This is a genomic window from Sphingorhabdus arenilitoris (genome assembly GCF_042651485.1).
In the GTDB taxonomy this organism is placed as follows: Bacteria; Pseudomonadota; Alphaproteobacteria; order Sphingomonadales; family Sphingomonadaceae; genus Sphingorhabdus_B; species Sphingorhabdus_B arenilitoris.
Genome location: NZ_JBHSDH010000013.1, coordinates 522,800 through 545,653 on the forward strand (window position 1 = coordinate 522,800; position 22,854 = coordinate 545,653).

The following is a 22,854-nucleotide window of genomic DNA, read 5'->3' on the forward strand; positions in this document are numbered from 1 at the left end:
GAGAGGGGACTATTGAAGGTAAGCTTATCGCAGCATGTTGTAGGAGGGGCAGGGCAAGCGTGGAGCCTTCCATCCAGCGCAGCGCTTGCCCTGCAATATCCTAACTTAGATGACTGAACTTTGGACCCGTCGCGCTAACGACGGGCTTGGTCAGTTGCTGCCAAGAAAGCGGTTATAGCAATTTAGTATGCCCGTGCATTCATTCGTTTGAGCTAAGAGGCAGAAGCTGATTCCGGTTTCATACAGATCATGTGCCAATAATGGATTTGATGGCAAATCCAATTGCTCCAACGCACAACACACCTGCTGCCCAAAGTGCGAAGAACCAGCCCAGCTTTCGCAGAGCATCGGTCATCAGTGATATCCTTCTTCATCTACCTTGCCGCGGAACACCCAATAGGCCCAAGCGGTGTAAGCGAGGATGATGGGCACCAAAATGACCGCACCGATCAGCATGAAAAGCTGACTTTCATAGGGAGCGGCCGCTGCCCAGATCGACACGCGGCCCGGAATGACATCGGGCCAGATTGAAATGCCGAGGCCGATTAGACATAAGCCAAAAAGTCCGAGCGCATAGAGGAATGGCGCCACTTCCTTGCGCTGCGACAGGCTGCGGAAGAAGAGGAAGGCGACGATAACAGTGGCAAGCGGCACTTGCGATGCGGCAAGGATGTTGGGGTATTCGAGCCAGCGCTCGTAATATTTGGCCTCAAGGGTAGGCGTTGCAGCACTCACCACAGTAATGGCGATGAGCAGCAAAATCCCTGTGCGGCCCGCATAAGTGTAGGCTTGCCGCTGCAGCGCCCCATTGGTTTTCATCACCAGCCAGCAGCTACCAAGCAGCGCATAGCCAGCACATAGCGCAGCACCGGTCAGCAGGCTGAAGGGTGTTAGCCATTCCCACCAGCCCCCTGCATAGGCGCGGCCCTCGACCGTTATGCCCTGAAGGAGCGCGCCAAGCGTTATCCCCTGCGCAAAAGTGGCGACCCATGACCCGAGCGTGAAAGCAAAGTCCCAGCGCGCCCGGTGCGCCGGATCACGCCAGCGAAACTCAAACGCCACCCCGCGCAGGATTAGGCCTAGCAGCATCGCGGTTAGCGGCGCATATAGTGCGGGCAGAATAATCGCATAGGCCAATGGGAACGCCGCCAGCAATCCGCCGCCGCCGAGCACCAACCAGGTCTCATTGCCATCCCAGACTGGCGCGATGCTGTTCATCGCCTTGTCGCGGTCCGGCCCCACAGTGAAATTGGGAAACAGGATGCCGATGCCTAGGTCAAAGCCATCGAGAATGACATAAACGACAATCGCAAAGCCGATGATGCCCGCCCAGATGACGGTGAGGTCAATGCCGGTCATTGCGCCTCTCCCTTCTCAATCTCGCCGTCGATTATAGCCGGGGCAGGGGTAATGCCTGCCGAACGGATCGGGGCGTGCTGTGGCTCCGGCTCATGCGCCTCGGGCGGTTTGGCCGCCAAGCGGAACAGATACCACACGCCCGCGCCAAATACGGTGAAATAGACGACCACAAAGGCCAGGAGCGAAAAGGCGACCGCCGGTGCATCCAGCGGGGAGGCGCTATCCGCTGTGCGCAGAAGGCCGTATATCGTGAATGGCTGCCGTCCCACTTCGGTGGTAACCCACCCTGCAAGCACGGCGATAAAGCCAGATGGCCCCATCGCAATCGCGGCCTTATGCATTAGCGGCCAGTCATAGAGCTTTTTCCTGTAGCGGGCTACGAGGCTCCATAGCCCCAGCCCCATCATCGCAAAGCCGAGGCCCACCATGATGCGGAAAGACCAGAAGACGATGCCAACAGGCGGTTCGTCCTCATCCGGGATCGTGTCGAGACCAGCCAATGGCGCATCGGCATCATGTTTCAGGATCAGCGAAGATGCTTTTGGGATTTCGATGGCATAATCGACCCGCTTTTCCTTGCTGTTCGGAATGCCAAACAGGATCAGCGGCGCGCCATTTGGGTGGCTGTCATAATGCCCCTCCATAGCCATCACCTTGGCGGGTTGATGCTCAAGCGTGTTGAGACCGTGCAGATCGCCCATGAATATCTGCGTTGGCGCGACAATGGCCGCCATCCACATCGCCATCGAAAACATCTTGCGCGCACCGGGATTTGCGCTGTCTCTGAGCAGATGCCAAGCGCCGACAGCGCCAACGGCAAAGGCAGTGGTCAGATAGGCGGCAAGCACCGTATGCGCGAGGCGATATGGAAAGCTTGGGTTCCAGATAATCTCCCACCAGCCAGCGGCGGGCACAAACTGTCCCGCTTCGTTGATGGCATAGCCCACTGGTGTTTGCATCCAGCTGTTGACGCTCAAGATCCAGCTAGCCGAGATGAAAGTACCGATCGCCACCATTAGCGTGGCCACAAAATGCAGCTTGCGGCCGACTTTGTTGATCCCGAAGAGCATGACGCCCAGAAAGCCAGCCTCAAGGAAAAAGGCAGTCAGAACCTCATAAGCCATAAGCGGGCCGATGACGGGCCCTGCCTTGTCCGAAAAGACCGACCAGTTGGTGCCAAATTGGTAAGACATGACGATGCCGGAAACGACGCCCATCGCAAAGACAATGGCGAATATTTTCAACCAGTAGCGATAGAGATTTGCATATACGCCTTTTCCTGTTTTCAGCCACAATCCCTCGAGCACCGCCAAATAGCTGGCAAGCCCGATGGAAAAGGCAGGGAAGATGAAATGGAAGCTGACGGTAAAGGCAAACTGTATCCGCGCCAGCAATATGGCCCATTCCTGTTCAATCATTGTCAAATCCTTTGATCACCATGGCTGGGAGAGAGTTTTAGTGATTATACCTTGACCGTCCGCAAATAAGGCCGGTGGGTGGTCCAGCCTTGCGGGAACATGCCTTTGGCGACATCATCCGCGATAGATGGCGGGATGATAACCTCTTTGCCGGGCATCCAGTCAGCGGGCGTCGCGATGGTTTTGGCATCGCTCAGCTGCAGCGCATCAATGACGCGAAGAATTTCGTCAAAGTTGCGGCCGCAGCTCATCGGATATGTCATTGTCAGACGGATTTTCTTGTCCGGGTCAATGATAAAGACCGAGCGGACGGCGGCTGTTTCTGATTGATCCGGGTGGATCATGTCATATAGTTTCGCGATCGACAGGTCCGCATCGGCGACAATTGGGAATTTCAGGTCCGTATGCTGCGTATCGTTGACGTCTTCAATCCATTTGCGATGCTCTTCTGCTGTGTCGGTTGACAGGCCGAGGGGCTTTACATTGCGCTTTGCAAATTCATCCGCAAGCTGCGCCGTGCGGCCCATTTCGGTGGTGCAAACGGGTGTGAAGTCTGCCGGATGGCTAAAGAAAAAAACCCAGCTATCGCCGGCCCATTCATGCAGGCTGATTTCGCCATTCTGCGTATCGACGGTGAAGTCGGGTGCGGTATCACCAATGTGGAGAGACATAGTATTTTCCTTTCATTTGAGAGAGCAGTTGTTCTTCAAATCATTCCTCGCGCCAGCATTGGGTCGGGAACATCTTCTGCTTTTTCTTCTGCATCCGCGATTGCAATCGCAGCAGAAAAAGCTTCATTTTGGGAAAGCCATACCTTTCCCGAAAGCTCTCCTAAAAAGTCCGAGCGTTCCAGCGCGTCCATCACCGGGCCTTTGACTTCGGAAAGATGTAGGTGGATGCCCGTATCCTCGAGGCGGTGGTTGATCGCCTCCAGACTTTCGAGCGCGCTAGCGTCGATCGCGTTCACCGCCGGGCACATCAGGATGACATGGCGCACGGCAGGCTGCTCGGCGACCTGCTCCAGCACATATTCCTCCAGCCAGCGGGCGTTGAAATAGGTGAGCGCCTCGTCGATGCGGATGGTGAGGATGCGGGGGTCTGTGAAGACTTTATGCCGCTTCACATTCCGGAAATGCTCAGTTTCCGGCACGCGGCCCACGATGGCAGCATGGGGCCGAGAGGCGCGCCAGAGGTAGAGCGCAAGGCTAAGCCCCACGCCCGCGATGACGCCCGGCTCGACGCCCGCAAGCAGGGTAACGATGATTGTCGCCATCATCGCGGCGAAATCGGGCTTGGAGTAGCGGAAAATCTCCCGCGGGGTTTTGAAATCGACAAGGCTCAAGACGGCGACGATTATGGTTGCGGCCAGCGTTGCGATGGGCAGTGCATAGAGCAGCGGGGTGAGGAACAGCGCGGCGAGCGCGATGCCGATGGCGGTAAAGGCCCCGGCTGCAGGGGTCTCTGCGCCCGCGTCAAAATTTACCACCGAGCGGGCAAAGCCGCCGGTCACCGGATAGCCGCCGGTAAGACCCGCCGCGACATTGGCTGCGCCTAGGCCAATCAGCTCCTGATTGGGCTCAATCCGCTGGCGGCGCTTGGCGGCGAGCGTTTGAGCCACCGACACGCTTTCGACAAAGCCGATGATCGAGATGAGGAGAGCCGGGACCAGCAGCGATTGCCACAGCGCCGCGTCGAACAACGGCATGGTGAAAGGCGGCAGGCTTTGCGGGATTTCGCCGATAACCTTCACGCCTTTGGCCTCCAGATCGAGTGTCAGCACGGCGAGCGTGGACATGGCAACCGCGAATATCGGGCCAGCCTTTGCAGTGAGGTCAGCCGGGCGCGCTGCCATACCAAGGCGGATGAGCAGCGGCTTCAGCCCCTTGCGCACCCAGAAGAGGAAAGCGGTTGCCGCTACGCCGATGATGAGGGTGGGCATATTGGTCGCGCCAAAATTCTCCGCCAGTGTACGAAGCAATTCGGGCATCGCTTCGCCCTTTGCCTTGATACCGAGGATGGATTTCAATTGGCTGGTGGCAATGATGATGCCACTGGCGGTGATGAAGCCCGATACCACGGGATGCGACAGCAGATTGGCGAGGAAGCCAAGGCGCAGCACACCCATTGCTAGCAATATCAAGCCGGAGAGGAGCGCGAGAACGAGCGCCGCTGCAATAAATTCCGGGCTTCCCTGTGCGCCGATATTGCTCGCCGCCGCGAGTGTCATGAGCGATACAACCGCCACCGGCCCCACCGCAAGCGTCCGGCTCGTACCGAAAAGCGCATAGGCAATAATCGGCAGCATGGAGGCATAAAGGCCGATCTCGGGTGGCAATCCGGCAAGCATCGCATAGGCAAGGCTCTGCGGAATCAGCATGATCGTCACGATCAGCGCCGCGACCAGATCATTGGTCAGCGCCGTGCCGCCATAGCCTTTGCCCCATTCAAGGATTGGAAGATAACGGGTAAAATTCATCTTAGCGCTAGGCCGCCCGCTTTGTCTGAGGTTTGACCATCCATTCGCGCCCTTTTAGCATCCCGTGCCAGTAAACCGGCGGCAAGATGGTATCTTTCAGCAGCCAGGACAAGCGCGAAGGCCGCGTCCCGTCAATCAGCCAATCGGGAAAACTCGGCAGCAATTTGCCGCCATAGCCGAATTCAGCAAGCACGATCTTGCCGCGCTCGACGGTCAGCGGGCAGCTGCCATAACCGTCATATTCCGCGACAGCTTCGCCGCCATTCAGCACCGACAGTGCGTTTACTGCGACAACTGGCGCCTGTTTGCGCACAGCTGCGGCTGTCTTAGCATTGGGCGCGCTGCAGGCATCGCCGAGGGAGAAGATGTTGGCGTATTTTGTATGCTGCAATGTTGCCTGGTCCACAGCCACAAAGCCCGTTTCGCCAGCCAGCGGGCTGGACCGGATAAAATCGGGCGCGGTCTGCGGCGGTACGACATGGATCATGTCAAAGGCTTCTTCGACCCGCTTCGTGCTATCGCCATCCTTCTGCTCAAATGTGGCAATCTTGCGTTCGCCATCGATGGCAACCAGATTACTGGTGAAATTGAGGTGAGCGTTATAGCGCTCGATATATTCCATCAGCGCGGGCACATAAGCCTCCACCCCGAACAGCACGCCGCCCGCATTGTGGAATTGCACATCAATATTGGGAAGGACGCCTTCCTTTTCCCAGCGGTAGCAGGACAGATACATCGCCTTTTGCGGTGCGCCTGCGCATTTGATCGGCATTGGCGGCTGCGTAAATAGCGCGCGGCCCTTCGTCATGTCCTTGACGAGCCGGTTGGTATAGGGCGCAAGGTTGTAGCCATAATTGGACGTCACGCCATTTTGGCCGAGCGTTTCGGGAAGGCCTTTGATTGCTTCCCAATCCAGCTTAATACCAGGGCAGACGATCAGCATGTCATAGCCGATGCGCGCGCCGTCGGAGAGCGTGAGTTTATTTTCCTCTGGCTCAAAAGTCGCGACCGAGGATTGTATCCAGTCCGCGCCATTCGGGATCAGGCGGCTTTCGTCGCGCCGGGTAAATTCTTTCGAGAATACCCCGCCACCGACCATCGTCCATCCGGGCTGGTAATAATGATCGCTCGACGGTTCGATGATGGCGAGACTAACCTTGCGATTGCGCTTCAGAATGCTGGCAGCGGCGGCAATCCCGGCGGAGCCACCGCCAACAATGACAATGTTGAAATTGCGATTGGATGCTATGCTGCCGACAGAACTCGCCTCCGTAGCCAATGCATGTAGCTTGGTAGAGCGCGCACCAGACCTGCAATAGGCAAGTACCGGCCCCGGAAGGCCCGCAAGAGCGGCTTGCATGCTCTCTGCCTGACCATCGACAACCCCTCTCGGGCTTACCGGGATATAGGCAAATCCAAGGCCAGCATCCTTTGCAGCCTGAGCCATGGCGTCTGCGGAAGGCTGCCCCTGTTCCTCGCCATCGGGTCGGTTGCAGATGATGCTGCGATAGTCTTGTTTAAAGACTTTGGGCAGATCGCCGGGGTAAAGCTGCGGAGAGACCGCAAAGCCTTTTGTAATTTCTTTGATTTGCATGTGACTGTCCTTCCCGTGATGTCTCTGATTATTTGATCGCAAAGCGTTCCGCGGCCATTCCCGCGACCATCGCCGCAACGAAAATCAGCGCGGGCAGGGGATTAAGCGCAAGGTCGGCAACCGCTGGTCCGGGGCACAGTCCAGCGATACCCCAGCCAATGCCAAACAGGACCGCGCCTATGGCAAGCTTGCTGTCGAGCATACTGGTTCCCGGAAGGTTGAAATGGGTGTCGGCGGCGGGCTTGGTCATACGCTTTTGCACAAGCCAAGCGATCGCCATCGGGATCATTGCGCCGCCCATCACAAAGGCTAGCGTCGGATCCCAATTACCGAGAAGGTCGAGAAAGCCTTGCACCCGCGTGGGATCAACCATGCCTGAGAAGGCAAGGCCTGCACCAAAAAGGCTTCCGGCGATTAAAGCAATGACGACCTGCCGCATGACTTTAGTTTTTCCTCAATGTCGAAAGACCGAAAGGCAGGTAAAGCGGACAGGTACCGATAAGGCTGGTCAGTAGGAATATACCTGCTGCTATCAGCCCGACAATCGCGATCGTCCCGGAAATTGCGCCCATGAAATAGGCTGCGATTATCGCGACGACGACCAATAGGCGGATCAACCGGTCTGCACTTCCCATATTTTTTGTCATCATACTTCTCCTTCCATTCAAATTACAGAAAACCTCCGAAGCGCATCCCCGCCACGGTCGCGAAACCTGCGGCCATAAAGAGCACCGTCGCGAAGAGAGACCGGGGGGACAGGCGGGACATACCGCAAACGCCGTGGCCGCTGGTGCAACCCGAACCTAGACGGGTGCCGAAGCCGACAACGAGCCCGCCCAGAACAAGCTGCCACAGGCTCCCCGGAAATTGCGCTTCAATCGGTCCGGTGAGCAAGGAGAGCAAAAGCGCACCAAGGGGCAGGCCAATGACGAAAGCGAGCGCGACGCTGCGCGGCGGTCCGCCGGGGGCAAGGCCGATGCTGCGCGCGGCCAGCCCGCTAACCCCTGCAATCCGGCCGAGGCCAAGCAGCATGATCGCGGCAGCGAGGCCGATCATCAGTCCGCCGATGAAGCCCTCAACCGGCATGGCATCAGGAAACGCGGGAAGGCTCATACCGCATTCACCGGTATTTTGAGATAGGTTACGCCATTGTCATCGGCAGGTGGCATGTGTCCCGCGCGCATGTTGACCTGCACCGATGGCAGAATGAGTGTTGGCATGGCGAGCGTTGCGTCCCGCGCCTCACGCATAGCGACGAATTCGTCCTCGCTTATGCCATCATGCGCGTGGATGTTATGCGCGCGCTGCTCGGCCACGGTTGTTTGCCAGACATACTCCGAGCGGTCTTTGGGCAGATAGTCATGGCACATGAAAAGCCGCGTCGTTGGCGGCAGTGACAATATGCGGCGCAGCGAACGGAACAGCGTCCGCGCATCGCCGCCAGGAAAATCGGCGCGCGCTGTGCCGTAGTCGGGCATGAACATGGTGTCGCCCACAAAAACCGCATCGCCAATTACATAGGCGATGCAGGCGGGCGTATGGCCGGGGACATGCAGGACGGTGACATCGAGGTCGCCGATTTGGAACTGGTCGCCATCTTTCCACAGAACATCAAAATCGGAACCATCCCGCTGAAATTCGCTGCCTGCATTAAATAGTTTGCCGAAAACATTCTGCACTGTGGTGATATGCTCGCCAATCGCGATTTTTCCGCCAAGCTTTTTCTGTATGTATGGAGCGGCAGAAAGATGGTCCGCGTGGGCGTGCGTTTCCATAAGCCATTCGACGACTAGCCCATGCTCGCTCAAATATTCGAGAATAGCGTCAGCAGACCCAGTGTTGGTGCGGCCAGAAGCGGGGTCATAATCCAATACGCTGTCGATTATTGCCGCCCGCTTGGTGACCGGGTCATGCACAACATAAGAGACGGTGTTGGTCGGCTTGTCAAAAAACGACTCAATTTGAGGCACGCCTTGCTGAGCAGATTCAATCTGTTTTGTCGCAAATTCAATGACTTTGTCTCGCATCGTTAACTCCGTAATATATATTTACATAAACAATGTAATATTGTATATCTCTTGCGTCAAGATGCAAAGAGCTGCATTCGCATGTTGGAAAGAGGAACGATATTGATGGAAGACACGGGTAAAAACTCAGCGGTGCTAAGAATTGGCGATATGGCGCCCAATTTCTTCGCGCGTTCTACAGTCGGTCAGGTGCACCTTTCGAGCTATCGCGGGCAATGGGTGATCTTTTTTTCCCATCCTGCAAACTTTACCCCTGTGTGCACATCCGAGTTTGTGGGGCTTGCAAAAGCAGCTAGCGATTTTGCTGAAGCGGGATGCGCGCTGATTGGTTTATCAGTGGATAGCCTGTATTCGCACATCGCTTGGCTCACAGAGATAGAAAGGCGCTTTGGCTTGGCTATCGACTTCCCGATATTAGAAGACCCCTCCATGGCCATTGGCCGCGCTTACGGCATGATCGATGAAAATTCGCGTGACAGCGCTGCGATGCGCTCGACATATTTCATCGATCCTGAGGGTATTATCCGCGCTGTCACCACTTATCCCCATAATGTTGGCAGAAGTGTGGAGGAGATGTTGCGACTTCTACGCGGTTTGCAAAAGGTGGATGAAACCGGTCTATTGATTCCGGAAGGGTGGGATGGGTCTGGTCGCCTTCTTCAGCCGCCTCCTGAAAGTTTGCAGGGAGGCAATGGGAACTCGGATTGGTTTGTCTATGCAGGGGACAGCAAATGAGCGCGCTATATTTGGAGCGTCAAAAGGCCGAGACAGCAGCAGCAAAGCTTAAGCATTTTGCGCAGCCGCAAAGGCTGATGATTTTAAGCTACCTCCTCGGCGGCGAGCGCAATGTCAGCGACATCGACGAAGCCACCTCTATTGGCCAGCCCGCGCTTAGCCAGCAGCTCGCCGCACTGCGCAAGGCTGAGCTGGTGAAAACCAGGCGCGAAGGAACCCAAATCTATTACAGTCCGACCGATGCAGATGTGGAGGGCTGCATACGCTGCATTGAATTGATGGCTAGTAACGGCCAAGCTCTAAATGGCCTTTTGGTAAAGGACAGCGCATTTCCCAATTCACAAAAAGACTCTAGTTCCGGGCGTCCCGGAGTAGCCGGGTTCGCAAGAATTTTGGACTAAGTTTGCTGACATTAAGGACATTCGCGAGAGCAATTTGATCTCTCAACCCTTCCTTGCATTCATAAACGAAAATGGATTGAAATTTTCACCAGTATATAGCTATAACTTCAACATCTAAAAGCCGCTGTGGAACTGCTTCTAAGCGTCTTGGTTGGTCGTCTGGGTCGCTGCCTTGCTTTGTCGAGGGATCAGGAAATAACCTCGACGAAATCGTCGAAATTTTCGTTTGTTACATTTTCCATTGCAAGCACTGCGAAAGATCACGGCGGAAAACCGTGATTTCATCGAAAGGAGTTCCACTTGAAATGAACGCAAAGGTCCTCTTTCAAATGAACGCTTACACGTACAATGATCGATAATATATATTATGTTAAATTAAATATACTACCGAGCATCGCTCCGGCCCCCTCACGGTTCTAAGATCATCTTATCGCCCTGTACGCGCCAACTGCCGAGTTGATCGAGAAAATTCATACCCAAAAGATTCACTTCACCCAAATTGTCCGACACGTGAACATTTAGGTTATCCAATGATATTGTTTCCACCTTCATATTTCCAACCGTTGCTCGCCACGACTTTGCTCTACCATTCGCGGTGCTGACGATGACGGGGTAATCGGAGCGATCAAACTCTACGCCTGCGGCTTGGGCGCTTTCGCTGGATAATGTCGTAATCGTTGCGCCGCTGTCGATCAAAAACGGCACTGAGCGGCCATTTATCTCAGCCACTAGGGAGAAATGGCCATCATCGCCGCGCGTGATTTCTACGGTGGAGCCCGTGACGCTTTGATTTGCTGTGCCGGCGAGGTCAGATGTGACCCGGTTCCAGATTTGTTTAAACTCGCTGCGAAAACTGAAAAGGACGAATAGAACCGCAAATATCGCAATCCAACCCAGCGCCATCCGCAATGTTTCGCCCATCGAAATACGGCGCGACACCAAAGCCATGACGACCAACGACAATGCGCCAATTGCGTATAAAATTTGCCCGCCTGTCTCCATCAGCATACCGCCTTATCGAACAAATTATAGAAGTTTCGTGCCGTAATATCCTGCAATTCTTCGGTATCTTCGCCGCGCAATTGGGCAATGAATGCAGCGGTATCGGCGACGAATCCAGGCTCACCCGTTTTGCCGCGATGCGGGACCGGGGCAAGAAACGGTGCATCTGTTTCTACCAGCAACCTATCTTTGGGTACCCATTTCGCCACTTGTTGCAAATCGGCGGCATTTTTGAAGGTCACAATACCTGACAGTGAAATATAGAGCCCTAAATCCAATGCTTTCCGCCCGAAATCGGCGCTGGCGGTAAAACAATGAATAACGCCCTTAAATGCGCCCTGCTCCATTTCTTCGGATAATATACCCGCTGTATCTTCCTCTGCATCGCGGGTGTGGATGATGATCGGCAGGCCAGTTTGCCGGGCAGCATATATGTGACTGCGAAAGCTTTCCTGCTGCTGTTTTCGGTCGCTCTTGTCATAATAATAATCAAGCCCGGTTTCGCCAATTCCAATGACCCGGTGATGCGCAGCTCGCTGGATCAATTTGGCAGCATCGATATCTGGATGAGCGTCCGCCTCATGCGGATGTATGCCCACCGACGCCCAAATGTCATCATGTATCTCGGCAAGACCAATCACTTCATCCCACTCGCTTTCCCGAGTGGAAATATTCAGCATCGCGGTCACGCCGCGCGCTCTCGCTCGCTCCAGCACCTCTCCCTGCTGTTCGGCTATACCCTTATAATTTAGATGACAATGGGAATCGACAAGCATCAGATAGCCTCCCCTTCCCCGCTGGTTGGCATTTCCAAACGCGGAAACGCGCCTTTTGGTTGGTTCAATTGAAAATTGCTGCTGACGAGATCGGAGAACCAGCTTTCATCGTCGAGCGCAGCATAGCCCCGAACTTCTGCGTCAACACCCATTTGATCCAATATAGCATCGGCCGCCGCCGGGACCACCGGACGTATTGCAATGGACAGGTCACGGATTGCCATAAACAACGTCATCAAAACCGCTTTCATCCGGTCTGGATCGCTTTTCTTCAGCGCCCATGGTGCCTGATCATCGACATATTGGTTGCAGGCAAAAACTGCCCGCATCCATGCATCAATACCTGCAGAAAAATTAAGCGCGGTAAACTCTCTGGGTAGTTCAATCTTACAAGCATCGGCAACTATCTGGCGCAGCCGCGTGTCATCGACATTGCTTTCAAAGCTTGTCAAGGCGCCATCCATATTTTTGAAGATCATCGATAATGTACGCTGCGCCAGATTGCCAAAGCTATTGGCAAGATCTGCATTTGCTTTGGTAACAATGGCTTCTGCGGAATAACTACCATCTTTTCCAAATACTACATCTGCCATCAGAAAATAGCGCAGTTGATCCACGCCGAAGGCATTTGCCAGCGCCAACGGGTCAACGACATTGCCGACCGATTTCGACATTTTCTCGCCCCGGTTAAGCAGAAAACCATGGCCAAACACTTTACTGGGCAGCGGCAAATTGGCGCTCATCAAAAATGCCGGCCAATAAATGCTATGGAAACGGACGATATCCTTGCCGATGATATGAAGCATATCGCCGTCTTCGCGCCAATATTTCCCGAAATTACCATCCATGTCGGGATAACCAAGCCCAGTCAGATAGTTAGTTAGCGCATCCACCCAAACATACATGACATGATTATCACTGCCCGGAACCTTCACCCCCCAATCAAAACTGGTGCGCGAAATGCTCAGATCCCGAAGGCCGCCTTCGACAAATTTAACCATCTCGTTCCGGCGGCTTTCAGGCTCCAGAAACTCAGGATTTTCACGGAACAGCTTTAGCAATGCATCGCCATAGTTGGACAAGCGGAAGAACCAGCTTTCCTCAACCGTCCATTCGACCGGCGTTCCCTGCGGCGATAAACGGATTTTTTTTCCGTCTTCACCCTCCGCATCAATCAGTTCGCTTTCGTCATAATAGGCTTCGTCGCGAACCGAATACCATCCTTCATAGGTGTCAGAATATAGGTCGCCCTTGGCAGCCATCGCCTGCCAAATAGCCTGGCTGGCCCGGTGATGCGCGGGATCAGTCGTGCGTTGAAAATTATCATAGGATATATTCAGTTCGTCGCACATCACCTTGAATTTACTACTCATTTCATCCGCTAACGCTTGCGGGCTAACACCTTTTTTTTCGGCGGTTTGCGCCATTTTGAGGCCATGTTCATCTGTGCCGGTTTGAAAACGCACATCGCGGCCCTGCATTCGGTGGAACCGGGCAAGCACATCGCAGGCAATGGCTTCATAGGCATGACCAATATGCGGCGGGCCATTGGGGTAACTGATTGCGGTGGTGATATAAAGCGGCTGAGACATACAATTCCAAAAAAGCAATGAGAGGGTGTTTCAACGGTCTTTATGCGTTTGCAGTGAAGCCAGCAAGGTCCCCATTTGCAAAACAACGCTTTGCTTTTCCAAACTTACCCCAATGGCCCGCGCTGCAAGTATATTTGCATCTTCCCATGCTTGTAATGCAGACTCAACTGATTGTGCATTCATCTGCGCCGCTTGCTGAGCAATTAATTGCGGAGCGCGGCGCAAAAAAGCTTCGTATTTGGATTGCGCCGCTTTGGTGGTCAGTTTGGCGGCCATGGCGGCGCGGATCGCATTGCTGGGGTCGCCTGACTGAACAATTGCCAGCATATCTTTTTCTAGCGCGTCCATTTCAAGGCCAGCATATTCCATGGCCTGTCCCGGCGACCCCGCCCCGGCCCGCGCCAACATATGAAGGCTTTCTGTGTCCATATCAGGGAACGCCTGGCGCAGCACCGCCTCCATATCGCCATCGCTCAACGGTTCAAAACGCAAGCTTTGACAGCGCGAACGGATGGTCGGCAATAAACGGGCGCTGGAATGGCTAATAAGGAAAAAATATGTGCCGGCAGGCGGCTCTTCCAATGATTTCAACAGCGCGTTTGCGGCATTGCGCTCCATATCATCGGCGGCATCGATAATGACCGCGCGTTTGTCCGACAAACCGGGCCGCGTGACTAAACGGTTTTGGAGCGCCCGTATCTGATCAACACCGATGCTCCGCTTTTTTTCCGCCGCAGGATCAATATCCTCCCCTTCTTTCGGTGGGTCTTTGAGTGGACGTTCGACGGTGATAACGTCGGGATGAATGCCTCGTTCAATCTGGTCTTCATATTGCCCACCCGGATCGACCAGTATTTTGGCTGCATTGCGCGCAAAACCAGCTTTCCCGAGCCCTCTTGGTCCAGCCAATATCCAACCATGATGCAACCGCCCGGATGAAAAGGCCGCTGTAAAAGCGCGCATATTATCATCATGACCAACAAAGTCGGTCATATCAGCAGATCCGATATCGCGGATACTAACCGTTTGGTGACGGTGTCGGGGTCGCCGCCTGCGTCCACCAGATAAATTCTATCAGGCTCTTCTTGCGCAAAGCGGACAAATGCTTGATGGACCATGGCGTGAAAGGCTGCGTCCCTGCCCCCGATCCTGTCAGGTGTATCGCCATCGCGCTGCGCCGCGCGGCGACTTGCTTCGGCCTCGTCCAATTGCAAAATCAACGTCCGATCAGGCAGGAACCCGCCACTGCCGATCGCGTGCAATTGCATGATCTCGCTATCCAATAGCCCTGATCCATCGCCTTGATAGGCACGGCTGCTTTCCAAAAACCGGTCGGATATCACCCATTTCCCGCTGTCTATCGCGGGTTTTATCAGCCGTTCGACATGGTCACTGCGTGCTGCGGCAAAAAGCAGTGCCTCTGCCCTTACCTGCCACCTGCCCGCGCTGCCACTCAAAAGCAGGCTACGAATAGCTTCAGCGCCTTCTGTGCCTCCGGGTTCGCGGGTGATGATCACATCATGTCCATGCCCCCGAATTGCCTTTGCCAGCGCCGAAATTTGCGTTGATTTCCCAACGCCCTCTCCGCCTTCAACTGATAGAAAGCGCCCTTTTGTCATCAGGCCGAAAATAGCGACTTTAAGCCGTTCCAAACCCGTCCAAAAAACCCAGCTTCGGCGACTGCTTCTCCAGCATAAAGCGGCGATACCTGTTCACTGCCATCGTTTAATTTAACGACCAAGCTCGCGACCTGATCGCCCATTGCAATCGGTGCTTTGACGGGGCCTTTATAGCGGATCAATAGCTTATAACCCGATGCCTTATCGGCGGGCATGGTCACGGCCATGTTGCGCGGAGCAGTTAGTTTCAGGCTGGTCTCACTTCCCAATTGCACCGGAATATCGGCAATCGCATCGCCCTTTTTGAAAACCGGCTTCGATGTCCAGGCGCTAAACCCCCAATTCATGAAATTGGTGGACTCGGTTATGCGGCCATTATAGCTATCCAATCCTGCCACCACGAGGATTAAGCGCCGTCCATTTTGAACAGCGGTGCCCGTGAAACAATATCCTGCTTCCTCCGTATGGCCCGTTTTCAAACCATCGGCCCCCGCAATTTTACCAAGTAATGGATTGCGATCAGGCTGTGTTATCCCGCCCCAGGTAAACTCCTTCTTGCCATAAAATTTGGCATAAAGATCAGGGAAATCCTCAATCGTACGGCGGGCCAATATTGCCAGATCTTGCGCAGTCACCATGGTGCGACCTTCATCCGGCCAGCCATTTGCGGTGCCAAAGCGGCTGTTTTTAAGGCCGATCCGCTTGGCCGTTTTATTCATCTCCGCGACAAACGCTTCTTCGGAACCCGAAATGCCAACGGCCAGAGCAACCGATGCGTCATTGCCGGACAATGTCACCATCCCGTGCATCAAATTCTCAACCGACACCTGCTCTCCCGACGCAAGGAACATGGTTGAACCCTGATTATTCCATTTTTGCCATATTTCGGGTGTGACCGTAATTTTCTTATTCAGCGGTAAAGAACCGTTTTTGATTTTGTCCATCACCACATAAGCGGACATCATCTTTGCCATGGACGCAGGGGGGATTTGCCGGTCGGAATCCTTGTCGAACAATATCGCACCTGATGACAGGTCGATCATATAGGCAATTGGCGCTGCGCTATCATAAGTCGGATTTGCCTTGGCCGCGCCACAAAGCATGAGCGGCGCGGCTAAGATGATTGCGAAATTTCTATTCATTTTTGACCTTACTTCCTGACCGACCGTGCAATTCCGGCAGTCAATCGTTTGTCAAAAAACGAGTCACTCGCGGAATATCTTTGCGTCGGAATAGCCGCGTTTCCGAGCTGTTGCCAGCCCGTTTTCCGCCTCTGTCTCGCTTGCGTAAGGGCCATAGCGGACACGGAAAAGATTGCCATCGGCGCTTGCCATCACAGTAGCGCCCAGTTTGCGGGCCAGAGCGTCGGCACGCGGCCGCGATGAAAAAGACGCGACCTGGACAACATAGCTACCTGAAGACCCAGCTCCTGAAGAACCAGTTACTGACGGGCTCACCGATTGGGGCGTTCCTGCGCCTTCACGCACGAAGCGGCCATCGGCGCTGCGAACGGGTGCTGCTTGACGAGTGGGCGCTGCGCTGGGGCGGCTCCCTTCCCGAATGAACCGGCCATCGCGCGCGGCAGGCGCTGTGTTGCTTGTGCTAGCTATGACTGGCACTGCCCGGCTTGCTTGGCTTACCGGAGCAGGCTTTGGCAATTTTGCGAGATTGCCCCGCAATACTTTCAACAGCGATTCTGGTGTAGCGATCCTAGCTGGCGCTGATAACCCTCCGCGCAATGCCGCTCTTTCCTGTTCGGGCGGATTGACTTTGCGGACACGAACGCCGGCCACGCCCTGTTCCAATATGCCGAGTTCCCGGGCTGCACCTTCGGAAAGGTCAATCAAACGGTCATTTGCAAACGGACCCCGATCATTCACCCGGACCAATATCGTTTTGCCAGTATCAAGCGCGGTCACTTCAACATAACTCGCCAGCGGAAGCGTTTTATGCGCTGCTGTTATGCCGGCAGGGTTAAATGGCTCTCCATTGGCGGTTGGACGACCGGCGAGTTCCCGGCCATAATAGCTCGCATAGCCAACGTCATCATAGGATGCGACATCCTCCGGTGTGTAACTTTTGCCGTCTATTTGATAAGGCTCGCCCAGCTTTTGCGGATAATCCGATACAGTCCCCTGCTGAGCCGACGCGGATTGAGGCGGGGTAGCGACATCAGTTAAGCCGCCCCTGCCTCCGCACGACGATAATGCGGCCGCAGCAGCGGACAGAATGATAACTTTACTGGCGTATTTCATCGGCTAACAACCCCACGGACAATGCGTAAAAATTGGAACAGTTATAATCCAATATCACACGATAGTTGCTACCGAGTAAATATGCCGTTTTTCCAACGCCATCGGGTTCAATCAATGCGGCGAGCATATCGTCGCTGGGCCAATAGCCTTGTTGCGGGACAATGCCCAAGCGTTTCCATTCAGCCACCGTTTTATATTGGCTATGCCGCGCAAAAACTCGCTCACAACGTGGCGAAGTGATTTTGGAGGCAATAGCCTGACGGTTCAAATTGCCAGGCACATCGACGGCAAAACCCCACACTTGATCCCTGCGCCAACCGGAATTAACAAAATAATTGGCAATGGATGTCATCGCGTCAACTTCACTATTCCATATATCGGCATAGCCATCACCATCGCCATCCTTGGCCAAGCGTAAGTAAACAGAGGGCAGAAACTGCGGCTTTCCTAATGCGCCAGCCCAGCTGCCCGTGATGGCATATTGCGGAACGCCCCGATCAATCATTTTCAACACTGCGATCAGCTCCGCCTCAAACAGGTCGCGTCGGCGCCCTTCATAGGCCAGCGAGGCCAAGGCTTCCGGAGCATTAAAGTTACCAGTATAGGCGCCGTAATTGGTTTCATGGCCATAAATGGCAATCATGATTTCTTCGGGCACACCGGTTTCCCGCTCAATCCGCTCCAGCATCGGACGTAGCGCTTTATACTTATCTTGGCCGCGCCTTATTCTGTCGGGGTTAACATGGGTGCGCTTGTAAGGTGCAAAGTCGGGGATGGGTTTATTGGGCTGCGTTTCGGGCTGTGACCGGTCCAACCGAACAACCCGGTCGTTGTAATTGATTGACGACAGCGCCCGGTTCAACGTCGCCTGACTGACACCTTCGGCCAATGCTTTGGTTCGCACGCTATCAAGATATTGTTGAAAGCCGCTGCTCTGGCTCTGCGCAACACTGGCCTGTGTCATGACCGCTGCCCCGGCCAGTAAGGCCAAGCCAAATTTGATGGAGCCGATGCGCGATAGAGCCATGTCATTCCCCTGATGATAGTTAATGCTGTAGTGGCACATCGCGATTCCGATGGGAATCCCTATTAATCCGATATCTGGGCCGTTTTATCTCATGCCTGCCGCCAAACAGGCCTTGAAATCACAATCGGCACAGGATAAGCGCTGCAACTTCGATGACATGATCACCGAAAAAATAGCGCGGACAGGTGGCCGAGTGGTTTAAGGCACCGGTCTTGAAAACCGGCGAGGGTGCAAGCTCTCCGTGGGTTCGAATCCCACCCTGTCCGCCAATTTTAATATTCCATGAAACGGCAAGTTACCTTTGCTGGGAAATTCTAGTCCCACGGGCCATGGGATCGAAGACGCCCAATCCTGCAACGACGAAGCTGTTTCCGAGTTCAAATTCGGATCGCGCAAATTACGTTTCTGCCCATACCCGCTTCGAATGCGGATGCGCCCTATAAACCTTTGCTTTATGGTTCCGGGATCAGCTTGATGGATTTATCGGCATTTTCCGCGTAAGCTGACGTAATGCTGCCGGACACTGCATCTGCCTCTTCTGTCGCATATTCGGTTGCTTCGGCTTGGCTTGAACCATAACGCTTTTCCTCGGCAATCATGATGTCGATATAGGCTTTACGTTCGTCAGTGCAGTTTTCTTCCGCAGCCTTGCGGAAACCGCTCGCCGATGTTTTTGCATCGACATTTTTATTATGCAGTTCGACCAAGCAATTATTATAGGCCTTACGCGCATCATCAAGCGGATTGCCCGCAGCGGCCATGCTCAGGAAAATTGCGACTCCATAGCTTATCATGTTATGATCCCCTAAAAACGATTGCTAGGTTTATAGCATAAATTGAACATCTGCTGCAATTATTTCAACATGAGAAATTGTTGCAAATGTTGCAAATGTTGCAGGTCATGTGCCTATTTTATGCTGCGCCAAAAACTCATAATCCGCCCAACATTGATCAGCCACAGCCTGTTGATCGGCCGATAGCGGGGATATTGCCGTGGGTTGGCCAAAGCCGGTACTATTTTCAACGGCGGCATACCAATGGCTTGCCCAAATGCCGTCAGACGGATGCCGCCCCATTGGCCAATGCAGCATGGCGTCGTCCCATGTTATGCCAATCGCCGCGCAGAGCTGCGACAAAATCGCCGCGGGGTCCGCCAAAATATCATTACTGTCGACGACGGGCGGCGCATGGCCGAGCCTGTCTGCCTCCTGCTTAAAATAGAGCGTTTGCCGCGCCAATCCCAGATGGTCGGGTGTCACCGCAATGCCCTTTACGGCGTAGCTGGCGACCACAAGCCGGGGGTCGCGGATTAAGAAACAATGGATGTGCTCTGGAAAATCGGAGATGTCGATATCGCCGATCATATGATGCGGCATATGTTTCTGATACCAAACTGTTTTGTTGCCCGGAACCGAGCCGCGCATCGCCGTCTTCACGCTATTCCAGTCACAATCCATCGACGCCATGACCTCATCGGCCATTGGTTGCCGCTCACCAGATTGCCGCAGGTAACAGCCGTAAAATGGCTCGTCAGTGACAGCGCAATCTGCGCGTGAGGAGAAGCTGCGCATCATCGCGGTGGAGATATTACGCGGGCCAGACCACATTGCGATACGGACAGGCGCGCTCATGCAGAAATGTCCCGCTCAATCAGGCGTTTATACAGACCCTGCAAGCGTTCGACCATTGGCCCACGGCCATCGCTGATCACGCGGCCGTCGATAGTGTGAACGGGGCAGACCCCCGCCATCGTTCCTGTCACAAAGGCTTCCTCTGCGCTATAAACCTCGGTTAGCGAAAAATTCTTTTCAAACACCGGTATGCCCTCCTCCCGGCAGATGCGGATGACATTGCCCCGGGTAATCCCGCCCAAGCAATAATCGCCAGTTGAAGTCCACACCTCGCCTTTGCGCACGATAAAGAAATGCGTCGAATTGCAAGTTGCAACAAAGCCATGCGGATCGAGCATCAAGCCTTCATTGGCGCCCGCCTCTGCTGCCTGAATACAAGCAGTTATGCAATTAAGCTTAGAATGGCTGTTCAGTTTGGGATCTTGCACCGCCGGATCGCCGCGCCGCACATGGACGGTGAAGAGCGAAATGCCCTGCTCTATCACCTCATTATGAGGCTCCTTTACCTCAGCGATGATCACGATTGTTGCGGGCGTCACCACGGTGCGCGGGTCCTGATACGGGGTTGAGCGCACGCCTCTGGTTACCATAAGCCTGATATGGCATTCCTCCATTTTATTGGCCGCAATGGTTTGCTCAAGCCGCTCGATCAGCTCTTCCCGGCCAACCCCGATATCCATTGCGATGGCCTTCGCGCCTTCCCAAAGCCGGTCGAGATGCTCCTTAAGGAACACCATCTTTCCCTTATAGGCGCGGATGCCCTCCCACACGCCGTCGCCCAGCATAAAACCGCTGTCGAACACCGACACAACCGCCTCGGCGCGCGGCGTGAGCACGCCGTTGACGTTGATAAGGATATGTTCATTGCGCGGATCGGGCGTGAAGTCCTGTGTTCCCTTTGCCAAATTTGGCCTCCTTTTTCGTCTGTATTATTGCATAAGCGCCTACGGCAAAGCCAGCGCCCAACATCCACCCGCCAAGCACATCACTCGGCCAATGCACGCCCAGCATGACACGCGACAGGCCAGTCAGCAGGATCAGCGCGGCGGCCGCAGCTTGCCAGCCGGGATGAACTTTACCGGGCATTAAAAGGATGAAAAGCAGATAGACCGTCGCCGCGCTTGCCGAATGGCCGCTGGTATATGCAAAGCTGGTAATGGGGTCGAGATGCGGCACCAGTTCTGGCCTTGGCCGCGCAAAATAAAGCTTTGCCGCGTCAGAAGCGATGCTGGAGAAAAGCGAGGTCAGCCCCATCGCCAGCCCAGCCCCTGCCCCCCAATAGCGCCACAGGGCCAAAGCCAGCAACGCGACCATCAGATAGCGCTGCGTGCCGCCGCCAATCCAACTCACGGCTTGCGTCGCGGCAATCAGCCAATCGGGAGAAATCCCGGCACGCAAGTTAAGCGCCTGCGACAGCGCCAGATCAACCCCGGCAATCCAGCCCGCATCAACCGCAAAGCCTAGCACCGCCGTTAGCGCCAATAAGATGGCCGCTAACCCCAAAAGAGGCAAGGCGCGCGCCACCTTGCTCACATATGCAGCATTTTGCCATAAGCGCCGAGCACGCTTTCGTGCATCATCTCGCTCAAGGTCGGGTGCGGGAAGACGGTTTGCATGAAGTCTTGCTCGACCAGTTCGGCTTGCTTGCCAATGGTATAGCCTTGGATCAGCTCGGTCACCTCTGCGCCGACCATATGCGCGCCGAGCAGCTCGCCGGTCTTGGCGTCGAACACGGTTTTGATAAACCCATCCGCTTCCCCCAGCGCAATTGCCTTGCCATTGCCGATGAAGGGGAAGTTCCCCACCTTGACGCTATAACCCGCTTCCTTCGCCTTGGCTTCCGTGAGGCCAACGCTCGCGACTTGAGGATGACAGTAAGTGCATCCCGGGATATTGCGCACATCCATCGCATGCGGGTGGACATCCTTGTTGCCCATTGCTTGCGCAATTGCTTCGGCGGCAATCACGCCTTCGTGGCTCGCCTTATGCGCAAGCCATGGCGGCGCGGTAATGTCGCCAATTGCCCAAATGCCGGGCACGTTCGTGCGGCACATCGGGTCGGTTTTAATATGGCCGCGCTCGGTTTCGATTTTGAGCGCCTCCAGCCCGATATTCTCGCTGTTCGGCACAATGCCGATGGCAACGATGCAGTGGCTGAACGCATGGGATGCGCTTTTGCCGTCCTTGGTCTTGATGGTTGCAGAAACCCCGGTTGCGCTCGCTTTCAACGCATCAACGCCCGCGCCGGTTAGGATTTTCATACCCTGCTTGGTAAGCGATTTTTCAAGGAAAGTGGACACATCGGCGTCTTCGACGGGCACAATGCGGTCCATCATTTCCACAACGGTCACATCCGCGCCCATGTCATTATAGAAGCTGGCAAATTCAATACCAATCGCCCCAGAACCAATAACCAGCAGCTTGGTGGGCATTTCGGCGGGCACCATCGCATGGCGGTATGTCCAGATGCGCTTGCCATCCGCAGGGGCAAAGGGCAGGTCGCGGGCGCGCGCGCCGGTGGCGATGATGATATGCTTGGCCTCAAGCTTTTCTTCGCCCTTTTCGCCTTTGACGATCAGCTTACCCGGCGCGGTGATGCTGCCATCGCCCATATGGACGGTGATTTTATTCTTCTTCATCAAATGGCCGATGCCCTGATTAAGCTGCTTCGCCACGCCGCGAGAGCGCTTTACCACCGCGTCCAAATCCGCCTCAATAGTGCCTGCGACCTTCAAACCATAGGCCGACGCATGGTCCATATAATGCTTGATCTCTGCCGAACGGAGCAACGCCTTGGTGGGAATACAGCCCCAATTGAGGCAGATACCGCCCAGATTTTCGCGTTCCACGATGGCCACCTTCAAACCAAGCTGCGCAGCTCGGATAGCGGCAACATAGCCACCGGGTCCGGAACCGAGAACAATTAGATCATAGTTAGACAT

Annotated in this window: 24 protein-coding genes and 1 tRNA gene; 3 read left to right on the forward strand and 22 right to left on the reverse strand. The window is 54.7% G+C overall.

Going from position 1 to position 22,854, the window contains the following annotated elements:
* Nucleotides 1-354: 354 nt before the first annotated feature.
* Genes cydB through ACFOWX_RS06680 form a run of 9 tightly spaced genes read right to left on the reverse strand, consistent with a single transcriptional unit; the run spans nt 355 to nt 8,874 of the window.
* Nucleotides 355-1,359, reverse strand: a complete 1,005-nt coding sequence (gene cydB, locus ACFOWX_RS06640) for a cytochrome d ubiquinol oxidase subunit II (RefSeq protein ID WP_381422487.1) — start codon at nt 1,357-1,359, stop codon at nt 355-357.
* The gene (locus ACFOWX_RS06645) at nt 1,356-2,777 is read right to left on the reverse strand and encodes a cytochrome ubiquinol oxidase subunit I (RefSeq protein WP_381422489.1); all 1,422 of its coding nucleotides are present in this window, start codon (nt 2,775-2,777) and stop codon (nt 1,356-1,358) included. The genes cydB and ACFOWX_RS06645 overlap by 4 nt, the downstream gene beginning before the upstream one ends.
* 44 nt (nt 2,778-2,821) lie before the next feature.
* The gene (locus tag ACFOWX_RS06650) at nt 2,822-3,448 is read right to left on the reverse strand and encodes a peroxiredoxin (RefSeq protein WP_381422491.1); all 627 of its coding nucleotides are present in this window, start codon (nt 3,446-3,448) and stop codon (nt 2,822-2,824) included.
* Nucleotides 3,449-3,483: 35 nt separating this feature from the next.
* Complete coding sequence (locus ACFOWX_RS06655; RefSeq protein ID WP_381422493.1) at nt 3,484-5,253, reverse strand: SulP family inorganic anion transporter; 1,770 nt, start codon at nt 5,251-5,253, stop codon at nt 3,484-3,486.
* A gap of 7 nt (nt 5,254-5,260) precedes the next feature.
* The gene (locus ACFOWX_RS06660; RefSeq protein WP_381422495.1) at nt 5,261-6,847 is read right to left on the reverse strand and encodes a TIGR01244 family sulfur transferase; all 1,587 of its coding nucleotides are present in this window, start codon (nt 6,845-6,847) and stop codon (nt 5,261-5,263) included.
* 28 nt (nt 6,848-6,875) lie between these two features.
* Entirely contained in the window at nt 6,876-7,286 is a 411-nt protein-coding gene (locus ACFOWX_RS06665) for a DUF6691 family protein (protein ID WP_381422497.1), read from the reverse strand.
* Between the two features lie 4 nt (nt 7,287-7,290).
* The gene (locus ACFOWX_RS06670) at nt 7,291-7,497 is read right to left on the reverse strand and encodes a YgaP family membrane protein (protein ID WP_381422499.1); all 207 of its coding nucleotides are present in this window, start codon (nt 7,495-7,497) and stop codon (nt 7,291-7,293) included.
* Between the two features lie 19 nt (nt 7,498-7,516).
* The gene (locus ACFOWX_RS06675; protein WP_381422501.1) at nt 7,517-7,960 is read right to left on the reverse strand and encodes a YeeE/YedE family protein; all 444 of its coding nucleotides are present in this window, start codon (nt 7,958-7,960) and stop codon (nt 7,517-7,519) included.
* Nucleotides 7,957-8,874, reverse strand: coding sequence for an MBL fold metallo-hydrolase (locus ACFOWX_RS06680; protein ID WP_381422503.1), 918 nt, complete (start codon nt 8,872-8,874; stop codon nt 7,957-7,959). The genes ACFOWX_RS06675 and ACFOWX_RS06680 overlap by 4 nt, the downstream gene beginning before the upstream one ends.
* Before the next feature lie 81 nt (nt 8,875-8,955).
* Between ACFOWX_RS06680 and ACFOWX_RS06685 the strand changes: the two genes are divergently transcribed.
* Nucleotides 8,956-9,609 (forward strand): peroxiredoxin, encoded by a 654-nt coding sequence (locus tag ACFOWX_RS06685; RefSeq protein WP_381422505.1) that lies wholly within the window; start codon nt 8,956-8,958, stop codon nt 9,607-9,609.
* Nucleotides 9,606-10,010: an ArsR/SmtB family transcription factor gene (locus ACFOWX_RS06690; protein WP_381422507.1), complete on the forward strand. Its 405-nt coding sequence runs from the start codon at nt 9,606-9,608 to the stop codon at nt 10,008-10,010. The genes ACFOWX_RS06685 and ACFOWX_RS06690 overlap by 4 nt, the downstream gene beginning before the upstream one ends.
* Before the next feature lie 408 nt (nt 10,011-10,418).
* Here the strand turns inward: ACFOWX_RS06690 and ACFOWX_RS06695 are convergent, their stop codons facing one another.
* The 8 genes from ACFOWX_RS06695 to ACFOWX_RS06730 all read right to left on the reverse strand — a co-directional run bounded on the left by ACFOWX_RS06695 (nt 10,419) and on the right by ACFOWX_RS06730 (nt 18,281).
* Nucleotides 10,419-11,018: a retropepsin-like aspartic protease family protein gene (locus ACFOWX_RS06695; protein WP_381422509.1), complete on the reverse strand. Its 600-nt coding sequence runs from the start codon at nt 11,016-11,018 to the stop codon at nt 10,419-10,421.
* Entirely contained in the window at nt 11,012-11,788 is a 777-nt protein-coding gene (locus ACFOWX_RS06700; RefSeq protein ID WP_381422511.1) for a TatD family hydrolase, read from the reverse strand. Before ACFOWX_RS06700 ends, ACFOWX_RS06695 begins: the two co-directional genes overlap by 7 nt.
* Nucleotides 11,788-13,380 carry a methionine--tRNA ligase gene (gene metG, locus ACFOWX_RS06705; protein WP_381422513.1) on the reverse strand — a complete coding sequence of 531 codons (1,593 nt, stop codon included), beginning with the start codon at nt 13,378-13,380 and terminating at the stop codon, nt 11,788-11,790. Before metG ends, ACFOWX_RS06700 begins: the two co-directional genes overlap by 1 nt.
* 30 nt (nt 13,381-13,410) lie before the next feature.
* Nucleotides 13,411-14,373, reverse strand: coding sequence for a DNA polymerase III subunit delta' (locus tag ACFOWX_RS06710; RefSeq protein ID WP_381422515.1), 963 nt, complete (start codon nt 14,371-14,373; stop codon nt 13,411-13,413).
* Nucleotides 14,370-14,999, reverse strand: coding sequence for a dTMP kinase (gene tmk, locus ACFOWX_RS06715; protein ID WP_381424948.1), 630 nt, complete (start codon nt 14,997-14,999; stop codon nt 14,370-14,372). The genes ACFOWX_RS06710 and tmk overlap by 4 nt, the downstream gene beginning before the upstream one ends.
* Complete coding sequence (locus tag ACFOWX_RS06720; protein ID WP_381422517.1) at nt 14,999-16,141, reverse strand: D-alanyl-D-alanine carboxypeptidase family protein; 1,143 nt, start codon at nt 16,139-16,141, stop codon at nt 14,999-15,001. The genes tmk and ACFOWX_RS06720 overlap by 1 nt, the downstream gene beginning before the upstream one ends.
* Before the next feature lie 63 nt (nt 16,142-16,204).
* Nucleotides 16,205-17,254, reverse strand: coding sequence for a septal ring lytic transglycosylase RlpA family protein (locus ACFOWX_RS06725; RefSeq protein ID WP_381422519.1), 1,050 nt, complete (start codon nt 17,252-17,254; stop codon nt 16,205-16,207).
* Nucleotides 17,238-18,281, reverse strand: coding sequence for a lytic murein transglycosylase (locus tag ACFOWX_RS06730; protein ID WP_381422521.1), 1,044 nt, complete (start codon nt 18,279-18,281; stop codon nt 17,238-17,240). The genes ACFOWX_RS06725 and ACFOWX_RS06730 overlap by 17 nt, the downstream gene beginning before the upstream one ends.
* 179 nt (nt 18,282-18,460) lie before the next feature.
* Between ACFOWX_RS06730 and ACFOWX_RS06735 the strand changes: the two genes are divergently transcribed.
* A tRNA-Ser gene (locus tag ACFOWX_RS06735) sits at nt 18,461-18,550 on the forward strand.
* Between the two features lie 183 nt (nt 18,551-18,733).
* On the opposite strand, the gene ACFOWX_RS06740 is transcribed toward ACFOWX_RS06735, so the two are convergent.
* From ACFOWX_RS06740 to lpdA, 5 genes are all read right to left on the reverse strand, one after another.
* Nucleotides 18,734-19,075, reverse strand: coding sequence for a hypothetical protein (locus ACFOWX_RS06740; protein ID WP_381422523.1), 342 nt, complete (start codon nt 19,073-19,075; stop codon nt 18,734-18,736).
* Nucleotides 19,076-19,180: 105 nt separating this feature from the next.
* Nucleotides 19,181-19,912: a sulfotransferase-like domain-containing protein gene (locus tag ACFOWX_RS06745; RefSeq protein ID WP_381422525.1), complete on the reverse strand. Its 732-nt coding sequence runs from the start codon at nt 19,910-19,912 to the stop codon at nt 19,181-19,183.
* Nucleotides 19,909-20,817, reverse strand: a complete 909-nt coding sequence (locus tag ACFOWX_RS06750) for an aminotransferase class IV (RefSeq protein ID WP_381422527.1) — start codon at nt 20,815-20,817, stop codon at nt 19,909-19,911. The genes ACFOWX_RS06745 and ACFOWX_RS06750 overlap by 4 nt, the downstream gene beginning before the upstream one ends.
* Nucleotides 20,774-21,445: a phosphatase PAP2 family protein gene (locus ACFOWX_RS06755; RefSeq protein ID WP_381422529.1), complete on the reverse strand. Its 672-nt coding sequence runs from the start codon at nt 21,443-21,445 to the stop codon at nt 20,774-20,776. Before ACFOWX_RS06755 ends, ACFOWX_RS06750 begins: the two co-directional genes overlap by 44 nt.
* Nucleotides 21,442-22,854, reverse strand: coding sequence for a dihydrolipoyl dehydrogenase (lpdA, locus tag ACFOWX_RS06760; RefSeq protein ID WP_381422531.1), 1,413 nt, complete (start codon nt 22,852-22,854; stop codon nt 21,442-21,444). Before lpdA ends, ACFOWX_RS06755 begins: the two co-directional genes overlap by 4 nt.

Excerpts from the sequence above, each read along its gene's own strand:
- ACFOWX_RS06700 (WP_381422511.1), bottom strand. The coding sequence starts at position 11,788 with ATGCTTGTCGATTCCCATTGTCATCTAAATTATAAGGGTATAGCCGAA.
- ACFOWX_RS06680 (WP_381422503.1), bottom strand. The coding sequence starts at position 8,874 with ATGCGAGACAAAGTCATTGAATTTGCGACAAAACAGATTGAATCTGCT.
- ACFOWX_RS06690 (WP_381422507.1), top strand. The coding sequence starts at position 9,606 with ATGAGCGCGCTATATTTGGAGCGTCAAAAGGCCGAGACAGCAGCAGCA.
- ACFOWX_RS06740 (WP_381422523.1), bottom strand. The coding sequence starts at position 19,075 with ATGATAAGCTATGGAGTCGCAATTTTCCTGAGCATGGCCGCTGCGGGC.
- ACFOWX_RS06645 (WP_381422489.1), bottom strand. The coding sequence starts at position 2,777 with ATGATTGAACAGGAATGGGCCATATTGCTGGCGCGGATACAGTTTGCC.
- ACFOWX_RS06660 (WP_381422495.1), bottom strand. The coding sequence starts at position 6,847 with ATGCAAATCAAAGAAATTACAAAAGGCTTTGCGGTCTCTCCGCAGCTT.
- tmk (WP_381424948.1), bottom strand. The coding sequence starts at position 14,999 with ATGACAAAAGGGCGCTTTCTATCAGTTGAAGGCGGAGAGGGCGTTGGG.
- ACFOWX_RS06745 (WP_381422525.1), bottom strand. The coding sequence starts at position 19,912 with ATGAGCGCGCCTGTCCGTATCGCAATGTGGTCTGGCCCGCGTAATATC.
- ACFOWX_RS06710 (WP_381422515.1), bottom strand. The coding sequence starts at position 14,373 with ATGACCGACTTTGTTGGTCATGATGATAATATGCGCGCTTTTACAGCG.
- metG (WP_381422513.1), bottom strand. The coding sequence starts at position 13,380 with ATGTCTCAGCCGCTTTATATCACCACCGCAATCAGTTACCCCAATGGC.
- ACFOWX_RS06725 (WP_381422519.1), bottom strand. The coding sequence starts at position 17,254 with ATGAAATACGCCAGTAAAGTTATCATTCTGTCCGCTGCTGCGGCCGCA.
- ACFOWX_RS06655 (WP_381422493.1), bottom strand. The coding sequence starts at position 5,253 with ATGAATTTTACCCGTTATCTTCCAATCCTTGAATGGGGCAAAGGCTAT.
- ACFOWX_RS06650 (WP_381422491.1), bottom strand. The coding sequence starts at position 3,448 with ATGTCTCTCCACATTGGTGATACCGCACCCGACTTCACCGTCGATACG.
- ACFOWX_RS06730 (WP_381422521.1), bottom strand. The coding sequence starts at position 18,281 with ATGGCTCTATCGCGCATCGGCTCCATCAAATTTGGCTTGGCCTTACTG.
- ACFOWX_RS06665 (WP_381422497.1), bottom strand. The coding sequence starts at position 7,286 with ATGCGGCAGGTCGTCATTGCTTTAATCGCCGGAAGCCTTTTTGGTGCA.
- ACFOWX_RS06720 (WP_381422517.1), bottom strand. The coding sequence starts at position 16,141 with ATGAATAGAAATTTCGCAATCATCTTAGCCGCGCCGCTCATGCTTTGT.
- ACFOWX_RS06675 (WP_381422501.1), bottom strand. The coding sequence starts at position 7,960 with ATGAGCCTTCCCGCGTTTCCTGATGCCATGCCGGTTGAGGGCTTCATC.
- lpdA (WP_381422531.1), bottom strand. The coding sequence starts at position 22,854 with ATGTCTAACTATGATCTAATTGTTCTCGGTTCCGGACCCGGTGGCTAT.
- cydB (WP_381422487.1), bottom strand. The coding sequence starts at position 1,359 with ATGACCGGCATTGACCTCACCGTCATCTGGGCGGGCATCATCGGCTTT.
- ACFOWX_RS06670 (WP_381422499.1), bottom strand. The coding sequence starts at position 7,497 with ATGATGACAAAAAATATGGGAAGTGCAGACCGGTTGATCCGCCTATTG.
- ACFOWX_RS06685 (WP_381422505.1), top strand. The coding sequence starts at position 8,956 with ATGTTGGAAAGAGGAACGATATTGATGGAAGACACGGGTAAAAACTCA.
- ACFOWX_RS06695 (WP_381422509.1), bottom strand. The coding sequence starts at position 11,018 with ATGCTGATGGAGACAGGCGGGCAAATTTTATACGCAATTGGCGCATTG.